The organism is Oerskovia douganii (assembly GCF_015142735.1).
Taxonomy (GTDB): Bacteria; Actinomycetota; Actinomycetes; order Actinomycetales; family Cellulomonadaceae; genus Oerskovia; species Oerskovia douganii.
In genome coordinates, this window is record NZ_JACSPN010000001.1 from 253,134 (window position 1) to 266,795 (window position 13,662).

Consider the following 13,662-nt stretch of genomic DNA (forward strand, 5'->3'; position numbering starts at 1 on the left):
CGACGCGGCACAGGCGGCCCGGGTCGTGACGACCCGGGACGCCTGTGCTGTGCTGCTCGCCCGGAGGACGGGCTGCGACGGGCTGCTACCTGGGCGCGGGAGGTGCGGCCGGGGCAGGTGCCGTCCCCACCGGGGCCGCGCCGCGTGCCCCGACCGCGAGGCCGGGCGTCGCCGCCCGGACCGGACCCGCGGTCCGCCCCTTGAGCCGGCGCGCGAGGATCTCGGCGACCTTCGAGAGCACGTAGTTGATCGTGATGAACAGGACCGCCGCGACGAGCAGCGCCTGGAGGATGTTGCCGTACGCCGACCCCAGCCGGCGCGACTCCTGGAGCAGCTCGGTGTACGTGATGATGTAGCCGAGCGCGGTGTCCTTGAGGACCACCACGAGCTGCGAGACCAGCGCGGGCAGCATCGCGATGAGCGCCTGCGGCACCTCGACCGACCGGAGCGACTGCCCCCGCGTCAGGCCCACCGCGAGAGCCGCCTCGTGCTGGCCCTTCGGCAGACCGTAGACCCCCGAGCGCACGAGCTCCGCGACCACCGAGCCGTTGTACAGGACCAGGGCGATGACGACCGCCCAGAACGGCGCGTCGGGCACCTTGAGCTGGGCCAGGAACAGCCAGAAGAAGATCATCATGAGCAGGACAGGGACCGCCCGGAAGAACTCGACCACGAGACCCGAGAGCCAGCGGACCGCCCGGAGCGCCGAGAGGCGCCCGATGCCGAACAGCAGGCCGAACACGATCGCCCCCACGATCGCCACGCCCGCGGCGCGCAGGGTGTCGACGATGCCGGGGAGGAAGAAGTTCTCCCACGCGTCAGCCGTGAAGATCGGCTGCCACTTCTCCGCGGTCAGCTGGTCCTCGCGCCCCAGCAGGACCAGGGCGTACGCCGCGATGCCGGCGACCACGACCGCGCCGATCACGTTGCCGATCACGATGGTCCGGCGACCCCGGGGCCCCGGCGCGTCGAACAGGACCGTCTGCTGCTGCGCCCTCATCGCTTCACCGCCAGGCGGCGGGACAGCGTCGTCGTCGCGAGGCCGACCGGGATCACGAGGATCACGTACCCGATCGCGAACGTCAGGAAGATCGCGATGATGACGTCGGAGTCGAACTCGATCATGGTCTTCATGAGGCTGGAGGTCTCCGTCGCGACGCCGGCAGCGGCTGCGACCGTCGAGTTCTTGATGAGGGCGATGAGCACGTTGCCGAGCGGGGCGACCGAGCCGCGGAACGCCTGCGGCAGGATCACGATGCGCGCCGCCGGCAGGAACGACAGGCCGATCGCGCGGGCCGCCTCGGCCTGGCCCAGGGGCACGGTGTTGACCCCGGAGCGGATCGCCTCGCACACGAACGCCGCGTGGTAGACGGCCAGCCCGAGCACAGCGAAGCGGAAGAAGTTCGACGGGAAGTCGTCGGCGAGCTGGATCTTGAGCTGCCCCCAGACCCCGAGGGTCAAGAAGACCATGATGATCGTCAGGGGCGTGTTGCGGAACAGCGTCACGTACGTCGCGCCCGCCCACTGCAGGCTCGGGATCGGGGAGATCCGCATGAGCGCGAGCACGGTGCCTATCACCAGGGCGAGGATCGCCGCCCAGAACGTGAGCTGGATGTTGACCCAGAACGCGCCCAGCACGTCGTAGGACTCGAAGAGACGCAGGAACTGAGAGAGGTAGTCACCCACGACGGGTCACCCTTCACGAGATGCGGCGCGGACGCCGCACGAGACCGGACAGGGACGGGTGCCGGGCCGGACCCGCGTCCTCGAGGACGCGAGCCCGGCCCGGCAGCGGACCTGTCAGGCGCAGGCGTCCGGCGTCGGCGGGTTCTCCGACGAGTTCGGGGTGTACCCGGTGCCCTCGGTGTTGGCCGTGATGGCCTCCTCCCACGAGCCGTCCTCGATCATCTCGGTGATCGCGGTGTTGATGTCCTCGCACTTGTCGCTGCTCTGCGAGATCCCGACGCCGTAGCGCTCGGTCGAGAACGGCGCACCCACGACCTTGACCTTGCCCTTGTTCGCGGGCTGGGCCGCGAGCCCGGCCAGGATGATGTCGTCCGTGGTGACCGCGTCGACCTGACCCGAGAGCAGGGCCGTGACGCACTCGGCGTAGCCCGGCTGCTCGAGGAGCTGGACCCCGGCGGCGTACTCGTCCTTGATGCGCTGGGCCGAGGTGGACCCGGTGACCGAGCAGAGGTTCTTGCCCTCGAGGTCCTCGGGTCCCTGGATGTCGGTGTTGTCCTCCGCGACGAGCAGGTCCTGCCCGGCGACGAAGTACGGTCCGGCGAACGCGACGGTCTCCTTGCGCTTGTCGGTGATCGAATACGTCGCGAAGATCATGTCGACCTGGTCCGTGCTCAGCAGCGTCTCGCGCTGGGCCGACGGCGCCTCGGTCCACTCGATCTGGTCCTCCGAGTAGCCGAGCTTCTCCGCGACGTAGCGGGCGACGTCGGTGTCGAAGCCGGTGTAGGTGTCACCCTCCTTGAAGCCCAGGCCCGGCTGGTCGAACTTGATGCCGATCGTGATCTTCTCGCCGCCGCCGCTGGCGGTGCCGCCGCCCTCGGTCGAGCCGCCGCTGCTGTCGTCGCCTCCGCAGGCGCTCAGGGCGAGTGCGGCGGTCGCGGCGAGAGCGACGAGTCCTCCGGTACGGGTACGTGTGCGCATGTTGTCATCCTCTTCGTCAATGCCGAGCCGTCACGGGAGTCCTGGTGGTCACCCGCTGCGCCCGGCGGTCGTTGCCGGTCGAGCTGTTCGGTTGCTACAGGTGGGTCCGGGTTCTTCGTCGAGCCCGGGGACCGTGGGCCGTACGTGCTGCCGTGCTGTCAGGGGACTGCTGGTCGCGAGGTGTGTCGGATCGGTGCGAGCCGGGCCGGCGGGTGCCGTCCCGGGTGACGCGTCGGTGCGTCGGGGTGCGGGGCGGTCAGTGCGTCAGGATCTTGGACAGGAAGTCCTGGGCGCGATGGCTCTTCGGGTTCGTGAAGAACTCCTCGGGTGGGGCCTCCTCGACGATCTGGCCGTCGGCCATGAAGACCACGCGGTGGGCCGCCTTGCGGGCGAAGCCCATCTCGTGCGTCACGACGATCATGGTCATGCCCTCCTTGGCGAGCGCGACCATGACGTCGAGGACCTCGTTGATCATCTCGGGGTCCAGCGCCGAGGTCGGCTCGTCGAAGAGCATGACCTTGGGATGCATGGCCAGGGCCCGGGCGATGGCCACGCGCTGCTGCTGACCGCCCGAGAGCTGGGCGGGCATCTTCTCGGCCTGGTCGCTGATCCCCACCCGGTCGAGCAGGGCGAGGGCCTCCTTCTTGGCCTCCGCGGCACGGGTCCGTCGGACCTTGACGGGCCCGAGCGTCACGTTGTCGAGGATGGTCTTGTGGGCGAACAGGTTGAAGGACTGGAACACCATGCCGACGTCGGCGCGCAGCCGGGCGAGCTCCTTGCCCTCCTCCGGGAGCGGCTCGCCGTCGATCACGATGGTGCCGGAGTCGATCGTCTCGAGCCGGTTGATGGCCCGGCACAGGGTGGACTTCCCCGATCCCGAGGGGCCGATCACGACGAGCACCTCGCCGCGACGGACCGTGAGATCGATGTCCCGCAGGACGTGGAGGTCGCCGAAGTGCTTGTTGACCCCGTGGAGCTCGACGAGCGGAGGTCCGAGCTCGTCGGCACGTGCGGGCGCGTCGGGTGTGGGCAGGGGTGCGGTGGGCGACGCGTCGGGAGCGTCGCTCGGGGTGGTCGGTTGCGCGTCCATTTCATGAACCTAGGGGGGTTTTGTTGCGCACGCCACTGTTTCCGGCAACAGTTCGGCAACGGACGGGCAACAGATGCCCGGCTGGTCCCGGCTCGCGGCGAACGAGCGTTTCGGTAGGTCGGGCGCGGCGCCGTACCCTTGACGGTGATGTTCTCCACCGCGCTCCGCCCCGAAGACAGCCCCGCAGCGGGTCCCGCCGACGTGCCCGCAGGTGCCGGCAGCGCGGTCGCGTCCGACGCGCCCCGGACGTACATGGTCCGCACGCTCGGCTGCCAGATGAACGTGCACGACTCCGAGCACATGGCCGGGATGCTCGAGCAGGCCGGCTACACGCGGGCCGAGGCGGCCGACGAGGCCGCCCACCGTGCCGACGTCGTCGTCATCAACACGTGCGCGGTCCGGGAGAACGCGGCCACGCGCCTGTACGGGAACCTGGGCCAGCTCGCGTCGATCAAGGCCCGGCGCCCGGGCATGCAGATCGCGGTCGGGGGGTGCCTCGCGCAGAAGGACCGGTCGGGCATCGTCGAGAAGGCGCCGTGGGTCGACGTCGTGTTCGGCACCCACAACCTCGACGCGCTGCCCGTGCTCCTCGAGCGCGCCCGGCACAACGAGGCCGCGCAGGTCGAGATCGCCGAGTCCCTCCAGGTCTTCCCCTCGACCCTGCCGACCAAGCGCGAGTCCGTGTACGCGGGCTGGGTGTCGATCAGCGTCGGCTGCAACAACACGTGCACGTTCTGCATCGTGCCGCACCTGCGCGGCAAGGAGCGCGACCGGCGCCCGGGGCAGGTCCTCGCCGAGGTCCAGGCGCTCGTCGACCAGGGCGCGATCGAGGTGACCCTGCTGGGGCAGAACGTGAACAGCTACGGCGTCGAGTTCGGCGATCGCGGGGCGTTCGCCAAGCTGCTGCGCGCTTGCGGCGAGATCGACGGGCTCGAGCGCGTGCGCTTCACGTCCCCGCACCCTGCGGCCTTCACCGACGACGTGATCGCGGCCATGGCCGAGACGCCCAACGTCATGCCGCAGCTCCACATGCCGCTCCAGGCGGGGTCGGACCGCATCCTGCGGGCCATGCGCCGGTCCTACCGCTCGGAGAAGTTCCTCGGGATCCTCGACCGGGTGCGCGAGGCCATGCCCGACGCGTCGATCACGACCGACCTCATCGTGGGCTTCCCGGGCGAGACCGAGGAGGACTTCGCCGAGACGCTGCGCGTCGTCGAGGCCTCCCGGTTCTCCTCGGCCTTCACGTTCCAGTACTCGCAGCGCCCGGGCACCCCGGCCGCGACCTTGCCGGACCAGCTGCCCAAGGAGGTCGTCCAAGAGCGGTACGAGCGTCTCCAGGCGCTCCAGGACCGGGTCAGCGCCGAGGAGTCGGCCCGGCAGGTCGGGCGCACGGTCGAGGTGCTCGTGACCGAGGGGTCGGGGCGCAAGGACGGCGCGACGCACCGCCTGACCGGTCGCGCGGCGGACAACCGCCTGGTCCACCTCGCGGTGCCCGACGACGTCGTGACCCTGATGGCCGGCCGCACCGACGCCGACGTCACGGCCGACGACCCGCGCCTCGCCGACGACCTGGACCCGCGCCTGCCCCGTCCCGGCGACATGGTCACGGTCGAGGTCACCCGGTCGGCGCCCTACCACCTGGTCGCGGACTCGGCGGTGGCCGGCCCCGCAGGCGTCGGCACCTACGCGGTGCGCCGTACGCGCTCGGGCGACGCCTGGGTCGCACGCGAGAAGACCCGCCTGGGCGGCGGCGACGACCACGGTCACTCGCACGGCGCGCCCGCAGCGGGCGGCCCGGTGAGCCTGGGACTGCCGAGCCTGCGCCGCCCCTGACGGGGCGTCGAGGCCGGGGTCCGAGCGGTGGACGGGACTCTGCGCGGGGGGCGACGCGGGCCGGGCGCGGCACGTCGGTCCCGGGTGGCGGAGCCTCTCAGACCTGCGGCAGCTGCCCGCCGATCGTGCTGAAGAGCTGCACCGCGGTGCCCAGGCCGCACGAGACGATCTGCCCGAGCTGGTCGTCGGTCGCCCCCTGCTCGAGGTCGACCGAGACCTCGGCGTACATCGCGAGACCCTGGCCCTCCTCGCGGACGTAGACCTTGGGCCAGATGCGCTCGCGGTTCCAGTCGTTGACGGCCTGCAGGAGTGCGAGGCGCGAGGTCACGGGCACGGTCGTCGACCAGCGACCACGGATCTGGAGGATCTCCTCGTGGTCGCCCAGCAGCAGGAACCAGAACCGGTTGCCGTCCCAGGTGCCCGTGATGTCGCCGTCGTCGTCGATCCGGAAGTGGTAGCCGCGTCGCGACAGGTAGTCCCCGATGCGGCGGGTCGACAGGGGGGTGGGCAGCTCGACGTCGACGGGCACGTCCTCGACGGGCTTGGGCCGGTGGTTGCCGAACAGGCGTGCGAGCCAGCTCGTCCGGGGGGCGGGGCTCATGGTGCCGACCTCGCGGGATCCGGGTAGAACTCGTCGAGCGCGTCGAAGAACATCGAGCCCGTCGACAGCCCGCACTGGAGCAGCTGGTCGAGCTGGTCGTCGTTCACGCCGTGCTCCAGGTCGACCGTGACCTCGGTGAACACGTGGACCATGCCGTTGTCGCGCACGCGCGTGTAGGCCTTGGGCCAGATGCGGTCGGCGTTCCACTCGTTGCAGAACTCGAGGATCTCCTCGAGGCGCTCGATCGTGATGTCCCGGTTCCACTGGCCCCGGACCTGCAGGATCTCGGTGTGCGAGCCGAACAGCAGGAAGTAGAACAGCCGCCCGTGCCACAGGCCGCCGACGTCACCCTCCGCGTCGATGAAGTAGCTGTACCCGGCGTCCGCGATCCACTCGAGGACGCGCGCGCGGTGCAGGGGGGTGGGGATCTTGTCGTGCTCGATGTCGGCGACCATGGTGCCACCGAGCTCGCGGAGCAGCAGGCTCTCGACCGAGGCGTGCAGGGCCGCGTCGTCGAGCGCGGCGCCGGAGGGGCCGCCGACCTCGTCCCGCGCGTGCTCGTCGGGAGCGTCCTTCCTGCCCTGGTCGCCCGAGTCGTCCCGTCCTGCCTGGTGTCCCCGTCTGCCGCCGAAGAACCTCATGTGCCCACCCTACCCGCGCCCGCTGGGGATCGTCCTGCTCGCGGGGTAGCGTGGCGCGCGTGATCGTTCGCGCCGTCGCCCTGCCCGGAACCCCGCTGCTCGTCCCGGGCGTCGCGGGGAGCGCCGAGGTCCTCGCGGAGCCGCGGTCCCAGGCGCTCGACGCCCTGCGCGACCTGGCCCGGTACGCGCACCGGGTCGTCGTCCTGGACTGCGGTGCGCGTCGCCCCGACGACCGCCGGGGCACGGCGCGCCCGGGGCTGGAAGCCGTCGGGGTCGCTCCACGGTGGTGGGGCTGGACGCCACGCCCGGTGGAGCCGGACCTGCCCGTCGCGGGCGTCGCGACGTCGGTCGCCCTGCTGGCCCTCGACGCGGCGGGCTGGGAGGGACCGGTCGAGGTCGTCGAGCTCGGCACCGGTACGGTCCCGGCGGCCGCGGTCGGCCTCGTGCGCGACGTCCTCGCGGAGGAGGGCACGGGACTGGTCGTCGTCACCGGGGGGAGGCCCCCCGTGCCCGACGGCGGAGCGCGCCCCGCGGACGCGGGCGCGGCCGGGGCGGCCGAGCACGCGGTGCTCGACGCGCTGGGCGCGGTGTGGCACCGGGACGCCCGTCAGGCGACGGGCGAGTACGAGGGACGCGTCTACGAGGTCGTGAGGTTCCGTGCTCCGGCGGTCGTGGTCCGTGACTCGCGGCCTGCACGGGCCGCAGGGCGCGCCGCCCGACCCGGGACCCCGGACCGGGCGACGCTCCGCACGCCGCGACGCGAGGTCAGCGGCGGCTGACCGACTCCGCCACCTGGCCGGCCTCGTCGTCACGACCCAGCCTGCGCAGCACACCGACGAGCTCGTTGCCCACGCGCGCCCGGTCGTCCTGGTCGTGCGCGAGCCGGAACCCGTCGACCGCGGACTCGAGCGCGGGGACCGCGGACTCGAGGTCCCCCGCCGCGGCGCGCGCGGACCCCGCGAGCCAGAACGCGTGCGCCGCGCCGCGCAGGTCGCCCGAGCGGGCGTACTCCTCGGCGACGGCCTCGGCGGCCGCGGACGCACGATCGTGCTCCCCGAGCGTGGCCAGGAGCCGGGCACGGGTGTCGAGGAGCTCGAGGCGCTCGTGGGCCGTCCCGTCCTCCTGCGCGGGGACGGTCCCCTCGGACGCGGCGTCCCCGGTGAGCGTGGACACGACCGCACCGCCGGTCGCGGAACCGACGGCGCCGCCTGTCGACGGGGTACCGATCTCGGCCAGGACCTTGTCGACGGCCGTCAGCCCGGCCCCGGCAGCACCCGCGCGAGCGCTGAGCCGGGCGTAGGCGCGCACGACCGGGCCGCGGTACGCGGGGGTGACGCCGCCGGCCCGCAGGAGCGCCACCGCACGGGGGAAGGCCGCGAGGGCTCCCTCGACGTCCTGCTCGACCGCCGCGAGCTGGGCGGCCTCGGCCAGCGCGAAGCCCGCCCCGTCGAGCGCCCCCTGGACCTCGAGCCGTGCGGCGGCGCGCTGGTACAGGCCGGCGGCCCCCGCAGGGTCGCTCGCGGCGAGCACCGCGGCGCGGGTCAGCTCGAGTACAGGTGGCGGGCGAGCAGGTCGACGACGCCGTGCAGGTCGACCTGGAACGTGCTCGTCAAAGCGGCCGGTCCTCGACGAAGGTGTTCGCGTCGGAGGCGTCCGCCTCCGGGTCCGGGAAGCGCTCGTCGAGCTGCTCGAAGAACTGCAGGCCCGTGTACAGGCCGCACTCGACGAGCTGGGCGAGCTGGTCGTCCGCGACGCCGAACTCCAGGTCGGTCGCGACCTCCGTGTAGAACGCGACCCGCTCGCCCTCCAGGCGGCAGAAGACCTTGGGCCACACCTTGCGCTGGTTGAAGTCGTTGGCGAGCATGACGGCTCCCACGTGCTCCTCAGCGGGCAGCGTGCGGTGCCAGCGCCCCCGGACCTGCAGGATCTCCTGCTCGTCCCCCTGGACGAAGAAGTAGAAGACGTTCCCGTCCCAGCCGCCGCCCAGGTCGCCGTCGTCGTCGATCCCGTAGTGCCAGCCCTTGCCGGACAGGAAGGCCTCGACCCGGTCGCGCGAGAGCGGGGCGTTGCGGGCCAGGCCGGCGTCGTCGGGCTTGGTGAAGTAGCTCATGTCTCGTTCCTCGTCGTCGGGTGCCGCTGCGGTACGGCGGAGGAGGCGGCGGGGCCGGGCACACCCGACAACCCCTCCGCCCGTCCCGAGGAGCCTACGCACGACCACCCACACCGGGACAGGGTGGATTTGTCGGACGACGCCCGGCGGGGGAGGCGGGGCCCGGCACGGCGCCCGCCGGGTACGGTTCTCGGATGCTCATCGTCGCCGTCGTCGGCCCCACCGCGACCGGGAAGTCGGACCTCGCCCTCGACCTCGCACAGGCCCTTGCCCCTGCCGAGATCGTCAACGCCGACGCCTACCAGCTCTACCGCGGCATGGACGTGGGGACCGCGAAGGTGCCCGTCGGCGAGCGTCGGGGGATCGTCCACCACCAGCTCGACGTCCTGGACCCCGCCGACGACGCGTCGGTCGCGGACTACCAGGCCGCGGCGCGAGCCGACCTCGACGCGATCGCCGCGCGCGGGGCCCGGCCCGTCGTCGTGGGCGGCTCGGGGCTCTACGTGCGCGCCCTGCTCGACGAGATGAACTTCCCCGGCACGGACCCCGCAGTCCGCGCGCGCCTCGAGGAGCGCGCCGAGCGCGAGGGGACCCGTGCCCTGCACACCGAGCTCGCCCGGCTCGACCCCGCGGCCGCGACGTCGATCGGTCCGGCCAACACGCGGCGCATCGTCCGTGCGCTCGAGGTCATCGAGATCACGGGAGAGCCCTTCACGGCGAACCTCCCGCGCCAGGAGTACGTGCGCCCCGCGGTACAGATCGGGCTCGACTGCGACCGCGAGACGCTCGACGCGCGCGTCGCGGGCCGCGTCGAGCGCATGTGGGCGGGCGGCCTGCTCGACGAGGTCCGTGCGCTCGCGCCGCACCTGGGCCGCACGGCGGCGCGCGCCGTCGGCTACGCCGAGGTCCTCGCGCACCTGCGCGGGGAGACCACGGCGGACGAGGCCCGCGAGCAGATCACCGCGAACACGCGCCGGCTCGCTCGCAAGCAGATGGGCTGGTTCGGTCGCGACCCGCGCGTGCACTGGCTCGACGCGCAGTCCGGGACGCTCCTGGCCGACGCCCTGGAGATCGTCCGCGCCGCCGACGAGGGCACCCTGGACGCGCGCACCGACGACCGTCCGACGCGCCGTAGTCTGGGCTCATGAGCCAGCCGCCGACCCGCTCCACGACCCGTTTCGCCAAGGGCCACGGGACCCGCAACGACTTCGTCCTCCTCGCGGACCTCGAGGGCAGCCGCGACCTCGACGCCGACCAGGTGCGGGCGCTCGCGGACCGCCGGTCCGGGATCGGCGGCGACGGCGTGATCCGGCTCGTCCCCACGGCCTACGTGCCCGAGTCCGCGCAGGTCCTCGCGGAGGACCCCGACGCGATCTGGTTCATGGACTACCGCAACGCGGACGGCTCGATCGCCGAGATGTGCGGCAACGGCGTGCGCGTCTTCGCGGCCTTCGCCGAGCGCCTCGGGCTCGTGGACCTGGAGGCGCCGGCCCACGAGGACGGCGAGACGACCGCCGCACCGCGCGTGCTCGCGGTCGGGACGCGCGCGGGCGTGAAGCACGTGCGCAAGGAGGCGGGCGGCTGGTACGCCGTCGACATGGGGCCGTGGTTCCTGCCGGGCGGGCGCACGGCGCTCGACGAGGGGTTCGACGCGGCCGTCGCCGTCGCGGGCTGGGACGTCCCGCGTCCCGCGCTGAGCGTCGACCTGGGCAACCCGCACACGGTCCTCGCGCTGCCGCACGAGGACGAGCTCGACGCCGCCGACCTCACCCAGGCACCCACCGTCCAGCCCCTGCCGCCGCACGGCACCAACGTCGAGCTCGTGGTCCCGCTCGGCGAGGAGGTCTCGGTCGACGGCACCGTCGTGGGGCGCCTGCGCATGCGCGTGCACGAGCGCGGCGTCGGGGAGACCGAGTCCTGCGGCACGGGCGCGTGCGCCGCGGCGCTCGCGGTCCGCGCGTGGGGCGGCCCCGGGTCGCCCGACGTGTGGCTCGTCGACGTGCCGGGCGGCACGGTGCGCGTGACCGCGCTCGAAGGCGGTCGGGTCGAGCTCGCCGGCCCCGCGGAGATCGTCTTCGGTGGCGAGCTGGACCTCGCGGCGTTCACGCGCTGAGCGGGCCGCCGCGCCGAGCGGCACGCGTCCCCGGCCCGACGGCGTCGCGCACCGGGGCGCCCGGCGTGCGACGGACCGTGGCCGGCTCGTGCGCGGCATGGCCCGTGCGGCGGGTGCTCAGCCTGCGCGCGCGACCTCGAGGACCCGGAAGCCCTTGGCGCTCGCGAGCTTGCTCACCGACAGCTCGTCGTCCAGGTGCTCGTCCAGCCACGCCATGAGCGAGTCCGCCCCGAGGTTGCGCTGCACCACGAGGTAGGCCTCGGTCCCGGGCTCCAGGCGCGGCAGCCAGTGCAGCAGCATGTCGTGCAGCACCTCCTTGCCGACCCGGATGGGCGGGTTGGACCAGATCGCGGCGAACAGGACGTCCGCCGGGACGTCCTCGGGCCGCACCACGCGCACGTTCCCCAGCCCCAGGCGGGTGGCGTTGCGGCGCACCAGGTCGAGCGCGCGCTCGTTGACGTCCACGGCCCACACGGTCGCGTCCGGCCGCTCGAGCGCCATGGTCAGGGCGACCGGGCCCCAGCCGCAGCCGAGGTCGAGGAGGTGCGTGGCGCCGTCGGGCCCGGGGCTCGCGGGCGGGAGGTCGGGGACCGAGCGCAGCAGGACCTGGGTGCCGAGGTCGAGCCGTCCGGGGGAGAAGATGCCCGACGCGACCTCGACCGTGACCTCGCGGCCCGCGAGCCGGACCGTGAGCTCGCGGCGCTCGGCCGCGGAGGCCGGCTGCGCCGTGAAGTAGTGGTCCGGGGAGGGCTCGGGCGCGTCGCCGGCGGGCAGGTCGGGAGGTGGTGTCACGAGGATCGATCCTAATCGGCCCACGCGGCGCCCACGTCCTGGCCCTGGCCCGTCCCTGGCCCCGGCCCGTCAGGGCACCCGCCGCTGCGCCCTGGGATGAACTGCGGGCCCCGACGACGAATTGGTTCGCGTCGGGACGATCCGGCGTGCCACGCTTGTTGTACGACATGCCGACCGGGCGTCCCGGACCGGCACGACCGGCCCAGGTCGCACGGACCCGGTGCCCGGACCCTCAGCTGAAAGGCGGCCCATGACCCAGACCCCCGCGAACCCCACCCCCGAGACGGCACCGGAGACGGTCGAGCGCCCCGAGCGCGACATCGCCGGAGACGTCGTGGCACGGGTGCTCGCACGGGCAGGGACCGCGCGCGCCGAGGGAGGCACCCAGCACTCGATCCACGACGGAGAGCAGCTCGAGCTCGCCGAGCGCACCGCGCTGCGACGGGTCGCGAACCTGTCCACGGAGCTCGAGGACGTCACCGAGGTCGAGTACCGGCAGCTGCGCCTCGAGAAGGTCGTGCTCGTCGGGCTCTACACGGGCAGCGGCGACGCCGCGGCAGCCGAGGCGGAGGTCTCGCTGCGCGAGCTCGCAGCGCTCGCCGAGACGGCGGGCTCCCAGGTGCTCGACGGCGTCCTCCAGCGCCGCCAGAAGCCCGACCCCGGCACCTACCTGGGCTCGGGCAAGGCCGAGGAGCTCGCGTCCGTGGTGGCCATGACGGGCGCGGACACCGTCGTGATCGACGGCGAGCTCGCCCCCTCCCAGCGCCGTGCGCTCGAGGACATCGTCAAGGTCAAGGTCGTCGACCGGACGGCCCTGATCCTCGACATCTTCGCCCAGCACGCCAAGTCCCGTGAGGGCAAGGCCCAGGTCGAGCTCGCGCAGCTCGAGTACCTGCTCCCGCGCCTTCGTGGCTGGGGCGAGTCGATGTCCCGCCAGGCCGGTGGCCAGGTCGGCGGCGCGGGGGCCGGCATGGGCTCGCGCGGACCCGGTGAGACCAAGATCGAGCTCGACCGGCGCCGCATCCGCGACCGCATGACCAAGCTCCGTCGCGAGATCGCCGCCATGGCCCCCGCCCGCGAGACCAAGCGGACCTCGCGCAAGCGTCACGCGATCCCGTCGGTCGCGATCGCCGGCTACACCAACGCGGGCAAGTCGAGCCTCCTCAACGCGCTCACGGGCGCGGGCGTGCTCGTCGAGAACGCGCTGTTCGCGACCCTGGACCCCACGGTCCGCCGCGCGCAGACCGAGGACGGGCGCGTGTACACGCTCGCAGACACGGTCGGGTTCGTCCGGTCGCTGCCGCACCAGCTCGTCGAGGCGTTCCGCTCGACCCTCGAGGAGGTCGGCCAGTCCGACCTGCTGCTGCACGTGGTCGACGCGTCGCACCCCGACCCCGAGGGCCAGATCGCCGCCGTCCGGCACGTCCTCGCGGACATCCCGGGCATCGACCAGGTGCTCGAGGTCGTCGTGCTCAACAAGGTCGACATCGCGGACCCCGCGGTCGTCGCCCGCATCCGTGCGCGCGAGCGGCGCACGATCGTCGTCTCGGCGCACACCGGGCAGGGGATCGACGACCTGCTCCAGCTCATCTCCGACGAGCTGCCGCGGCCCGACGTGTCGATCGACCTCGTGGTGCCCTACCACCGCGGAGACCTGGTCAACCGCGTGCACCTCACGGGAGAGATCGACCTCGAGGAGCACGTCGAGACCGGCACCCGTCTCCTGGGCCGGGTCGACGAGGGGCTGGCGCTCGAGCTCAACGCGGCCGCCGTCCGCGCGTAGCGCGGCGTCGGCGGGGTCCGGGCACGTGCCCGGAC

At 73.0% G+C, this 13,662-nt stretch carries 14 protein-coding genes; 5 read left to right on the forward strand and 9 right to left on the reverse strand.

Features of this window, described 5'->3' with window-relative positions:
• Positions 1-85: 85 nt before the first annotated feature.
• The 4 genes from H9623_RS01095 to H9623_RS01110 form a co-directional block, all read right to left on the reverse strand.
• A complete protein-coding gene (locus tag H9623_RS01095; protein ID WP_193718237.1) occupies positions 86-1,000 on the reverse strand; it encodes an amino acid ABC transporter permease in 915 nt (304 codons plus the stop codon).
• Positions 997-1,686: an amino acid ABC transporter permease gene (locus H9623_RS01100; RefSeq protein WP_193718238.1), complete on the reverse strand. Its 690-nt coding sequence runs from the start codon at positions 1,684-1,686 to the stop codon at positions 997-999. The genes H9623_RS01095 and H9623_RS01100 overlap by 4 nt, the downstream gene beginning before the upstream one ends.
• 114 nt (positions 1,687-1,800) lie before the next feature.
• Positions 1,801-2,664: a glutamate ABC transporter substrate-binding protein gene (locus H9623_RS01105; protein WP_193718239.1), complete on the reverse strand. Its 864-nt coding sequence runs from the start codon at positions 2,662-2,664 to the stop codon at positions 1,801-1,803.
• A 256-nt stretch (positions 2,665-2,920) separates the two neighbouring features.
• The gene (locus tag H9623_RS01110) at positions 2,921-3,754 is read right to left on the reverse strand and encodes an amino acid ABC transporter ATP-binding protein (RefSeq protein WP_193718240.1); all 834 of its coding nucleotides are present in this window, start codon (positions 3,752-3,754) and stop codon (positions 2,921-2,923) included.
• Positions 3,755-3,901: 147 nt separating this feature from the next.
• On the opposite strand from H9623_RS01110, the gene miaB reads away from it, so the two are divergent.
• A complete protein-coding gene (gene miaB / locus H9623_RS01115) occupies positions 3,902-5,587 on the forward strand; it encodes a tRNA (N6-isopentenyl adenosine(37)-C2)-methylthiotransferase MiaB (protein ID WP_193718338.1) in 1,686 nt (561 codons plus the stop codon).
• 97 nt (positions 5,588-5,684) lie between these two features.
• Here the strand turns inward: miaB and H9623_RS01120 are convergent, their stop codons facing one another.
• Together H9623_RS01120 and H9623_RS01125 are read right to left on the reverse strand one after the other, a co-directional pair.
• Complete coding sequence (locus H9623_RS01120) at positions 5,685-6,188, reverse strand: type III secretion system chaperone family protein (RefSeq protein WP_193718241.1); 504 nt, start codon at positions 6,186-6,188, stop codon at positions 5,685-5,687.
• On the reverse strand, positions 6,185-6,829 hold the full coding sequence (locus H9623_RS01125) for a type III secretion system chaperone family protein (RefSeq protein ID WP_227747949.1): 645 nt from the start codon (positions 6,827-6,829) through the stop codon (positions 6,185-6,187). Before H9623_RS01125 ends, H9623_RS01120 begins: the two co-directional genes overlap by 4 nt.
• 59 nt (positions 6,830-6,888) lie before the next feature.
• Here H9623_RS01125 and H9623_RS01130 point away from each other — a divergent pair, with 59 nt between their 5' ends.
• Positions 6,889-7,608: a hypothetical protein gene (locus H9623_RS01130; RefSeq protein ID WP_193718242.1), complete on the forward strand. Its 720-nt coding sequence runs from the start codon at positions 6,889-6,891 to the stop codon at positions 7,606-7,608.
• Here H9623_RS01130 and H9623_RS01135 read toward each other — a convergent pair.
• The gene (locus H9623_RS01135; protein ID WP_193718243.1) at positions 7,595-8,359 is read right to left on the reverse strand and encodes a hypothetical protein; all 765 of its coding nucleotides are present in this window, start codon (positions 8,357-8,359) and stop codon (positions 7,595-7,597) included. The two genes, H9623_RS01130 and H9623_RS01135, sit on opposite strands and share 14 nt — an antisense overlap.
• A 79-nt stretch (positions 8,360-8,438) precedes the next feature.
• Complete coding sequence (locus H9623_RS01140; RefSeq protein ID WP_193718244.1) at positions 8,439-8,939, reverse strand: type III secretion system chaperone family protein; 501 nt, start codon at positions 8,937-8,939, stop codon at positions 8,439-8,441.
• Positions 8,940-9,133: 194 nt separating this feature from the next.
• On the opposite strand from H9623_RS01140, the gene miaA reads away from it, so the two are divergent.
• Positions 9,134-10,087 carry a tRNA (adenosine(37)-N6)-dimethylallyltransferase MiaA gene (gene miaA, locus H9623_RS01145; RefSeq protein ID WP_193718245.1) on the forward strand — a complete coding sequence of 318 codons (954 nt, stop codon included), beginning with the start codon at positions 9,134-9,136 and terminating at the stop codon, positions 10,085-10,087.
• On the forward strand, positions 10,084-11,052 hold the full coding sequence (dapF, locus tag H9623_RS01150) for a diaminopimelate epimerase (RefSeq protein ID WP_193718246.1): 969 nt from the start codon (positions 10,084-10,086) through the stop codon (positions 11,050-11,052). The genes miaA and dapF overlap by 4 nt, the downstream gene beginning before the upstream one ends.
• 117 nt (positions 11,053-11,169) lie before the next feature.
• Here the strand turns inward: dapF and H9623_RS01155 are convergent, their stop codons facing one another.
• Entirely contained in the window at positions 11,170-11,844 is a 675-nt protein-coding gene (locus tag H9623_RS01155; protein ID WP_321575190.1) for a class I SAM-dependent methyltransferase, read from the reverse strand.
• Positions 11,845-12,094: 250 nt separating this feature from the next.
• Between H9623_RS01155 and hflX the strand changes: the two genes are divergently transcribed.
• Entirely contained in the window at positions 12,095-13,627 is a 1,533-nt protein-coding gene (gene hflX, locus H9623_RS01160; protein WP_193718247.1) for a GTPase HflX, read from the forward strand.
• Positions 13,628-13,662: the final 35 nt, after the last annotated feature.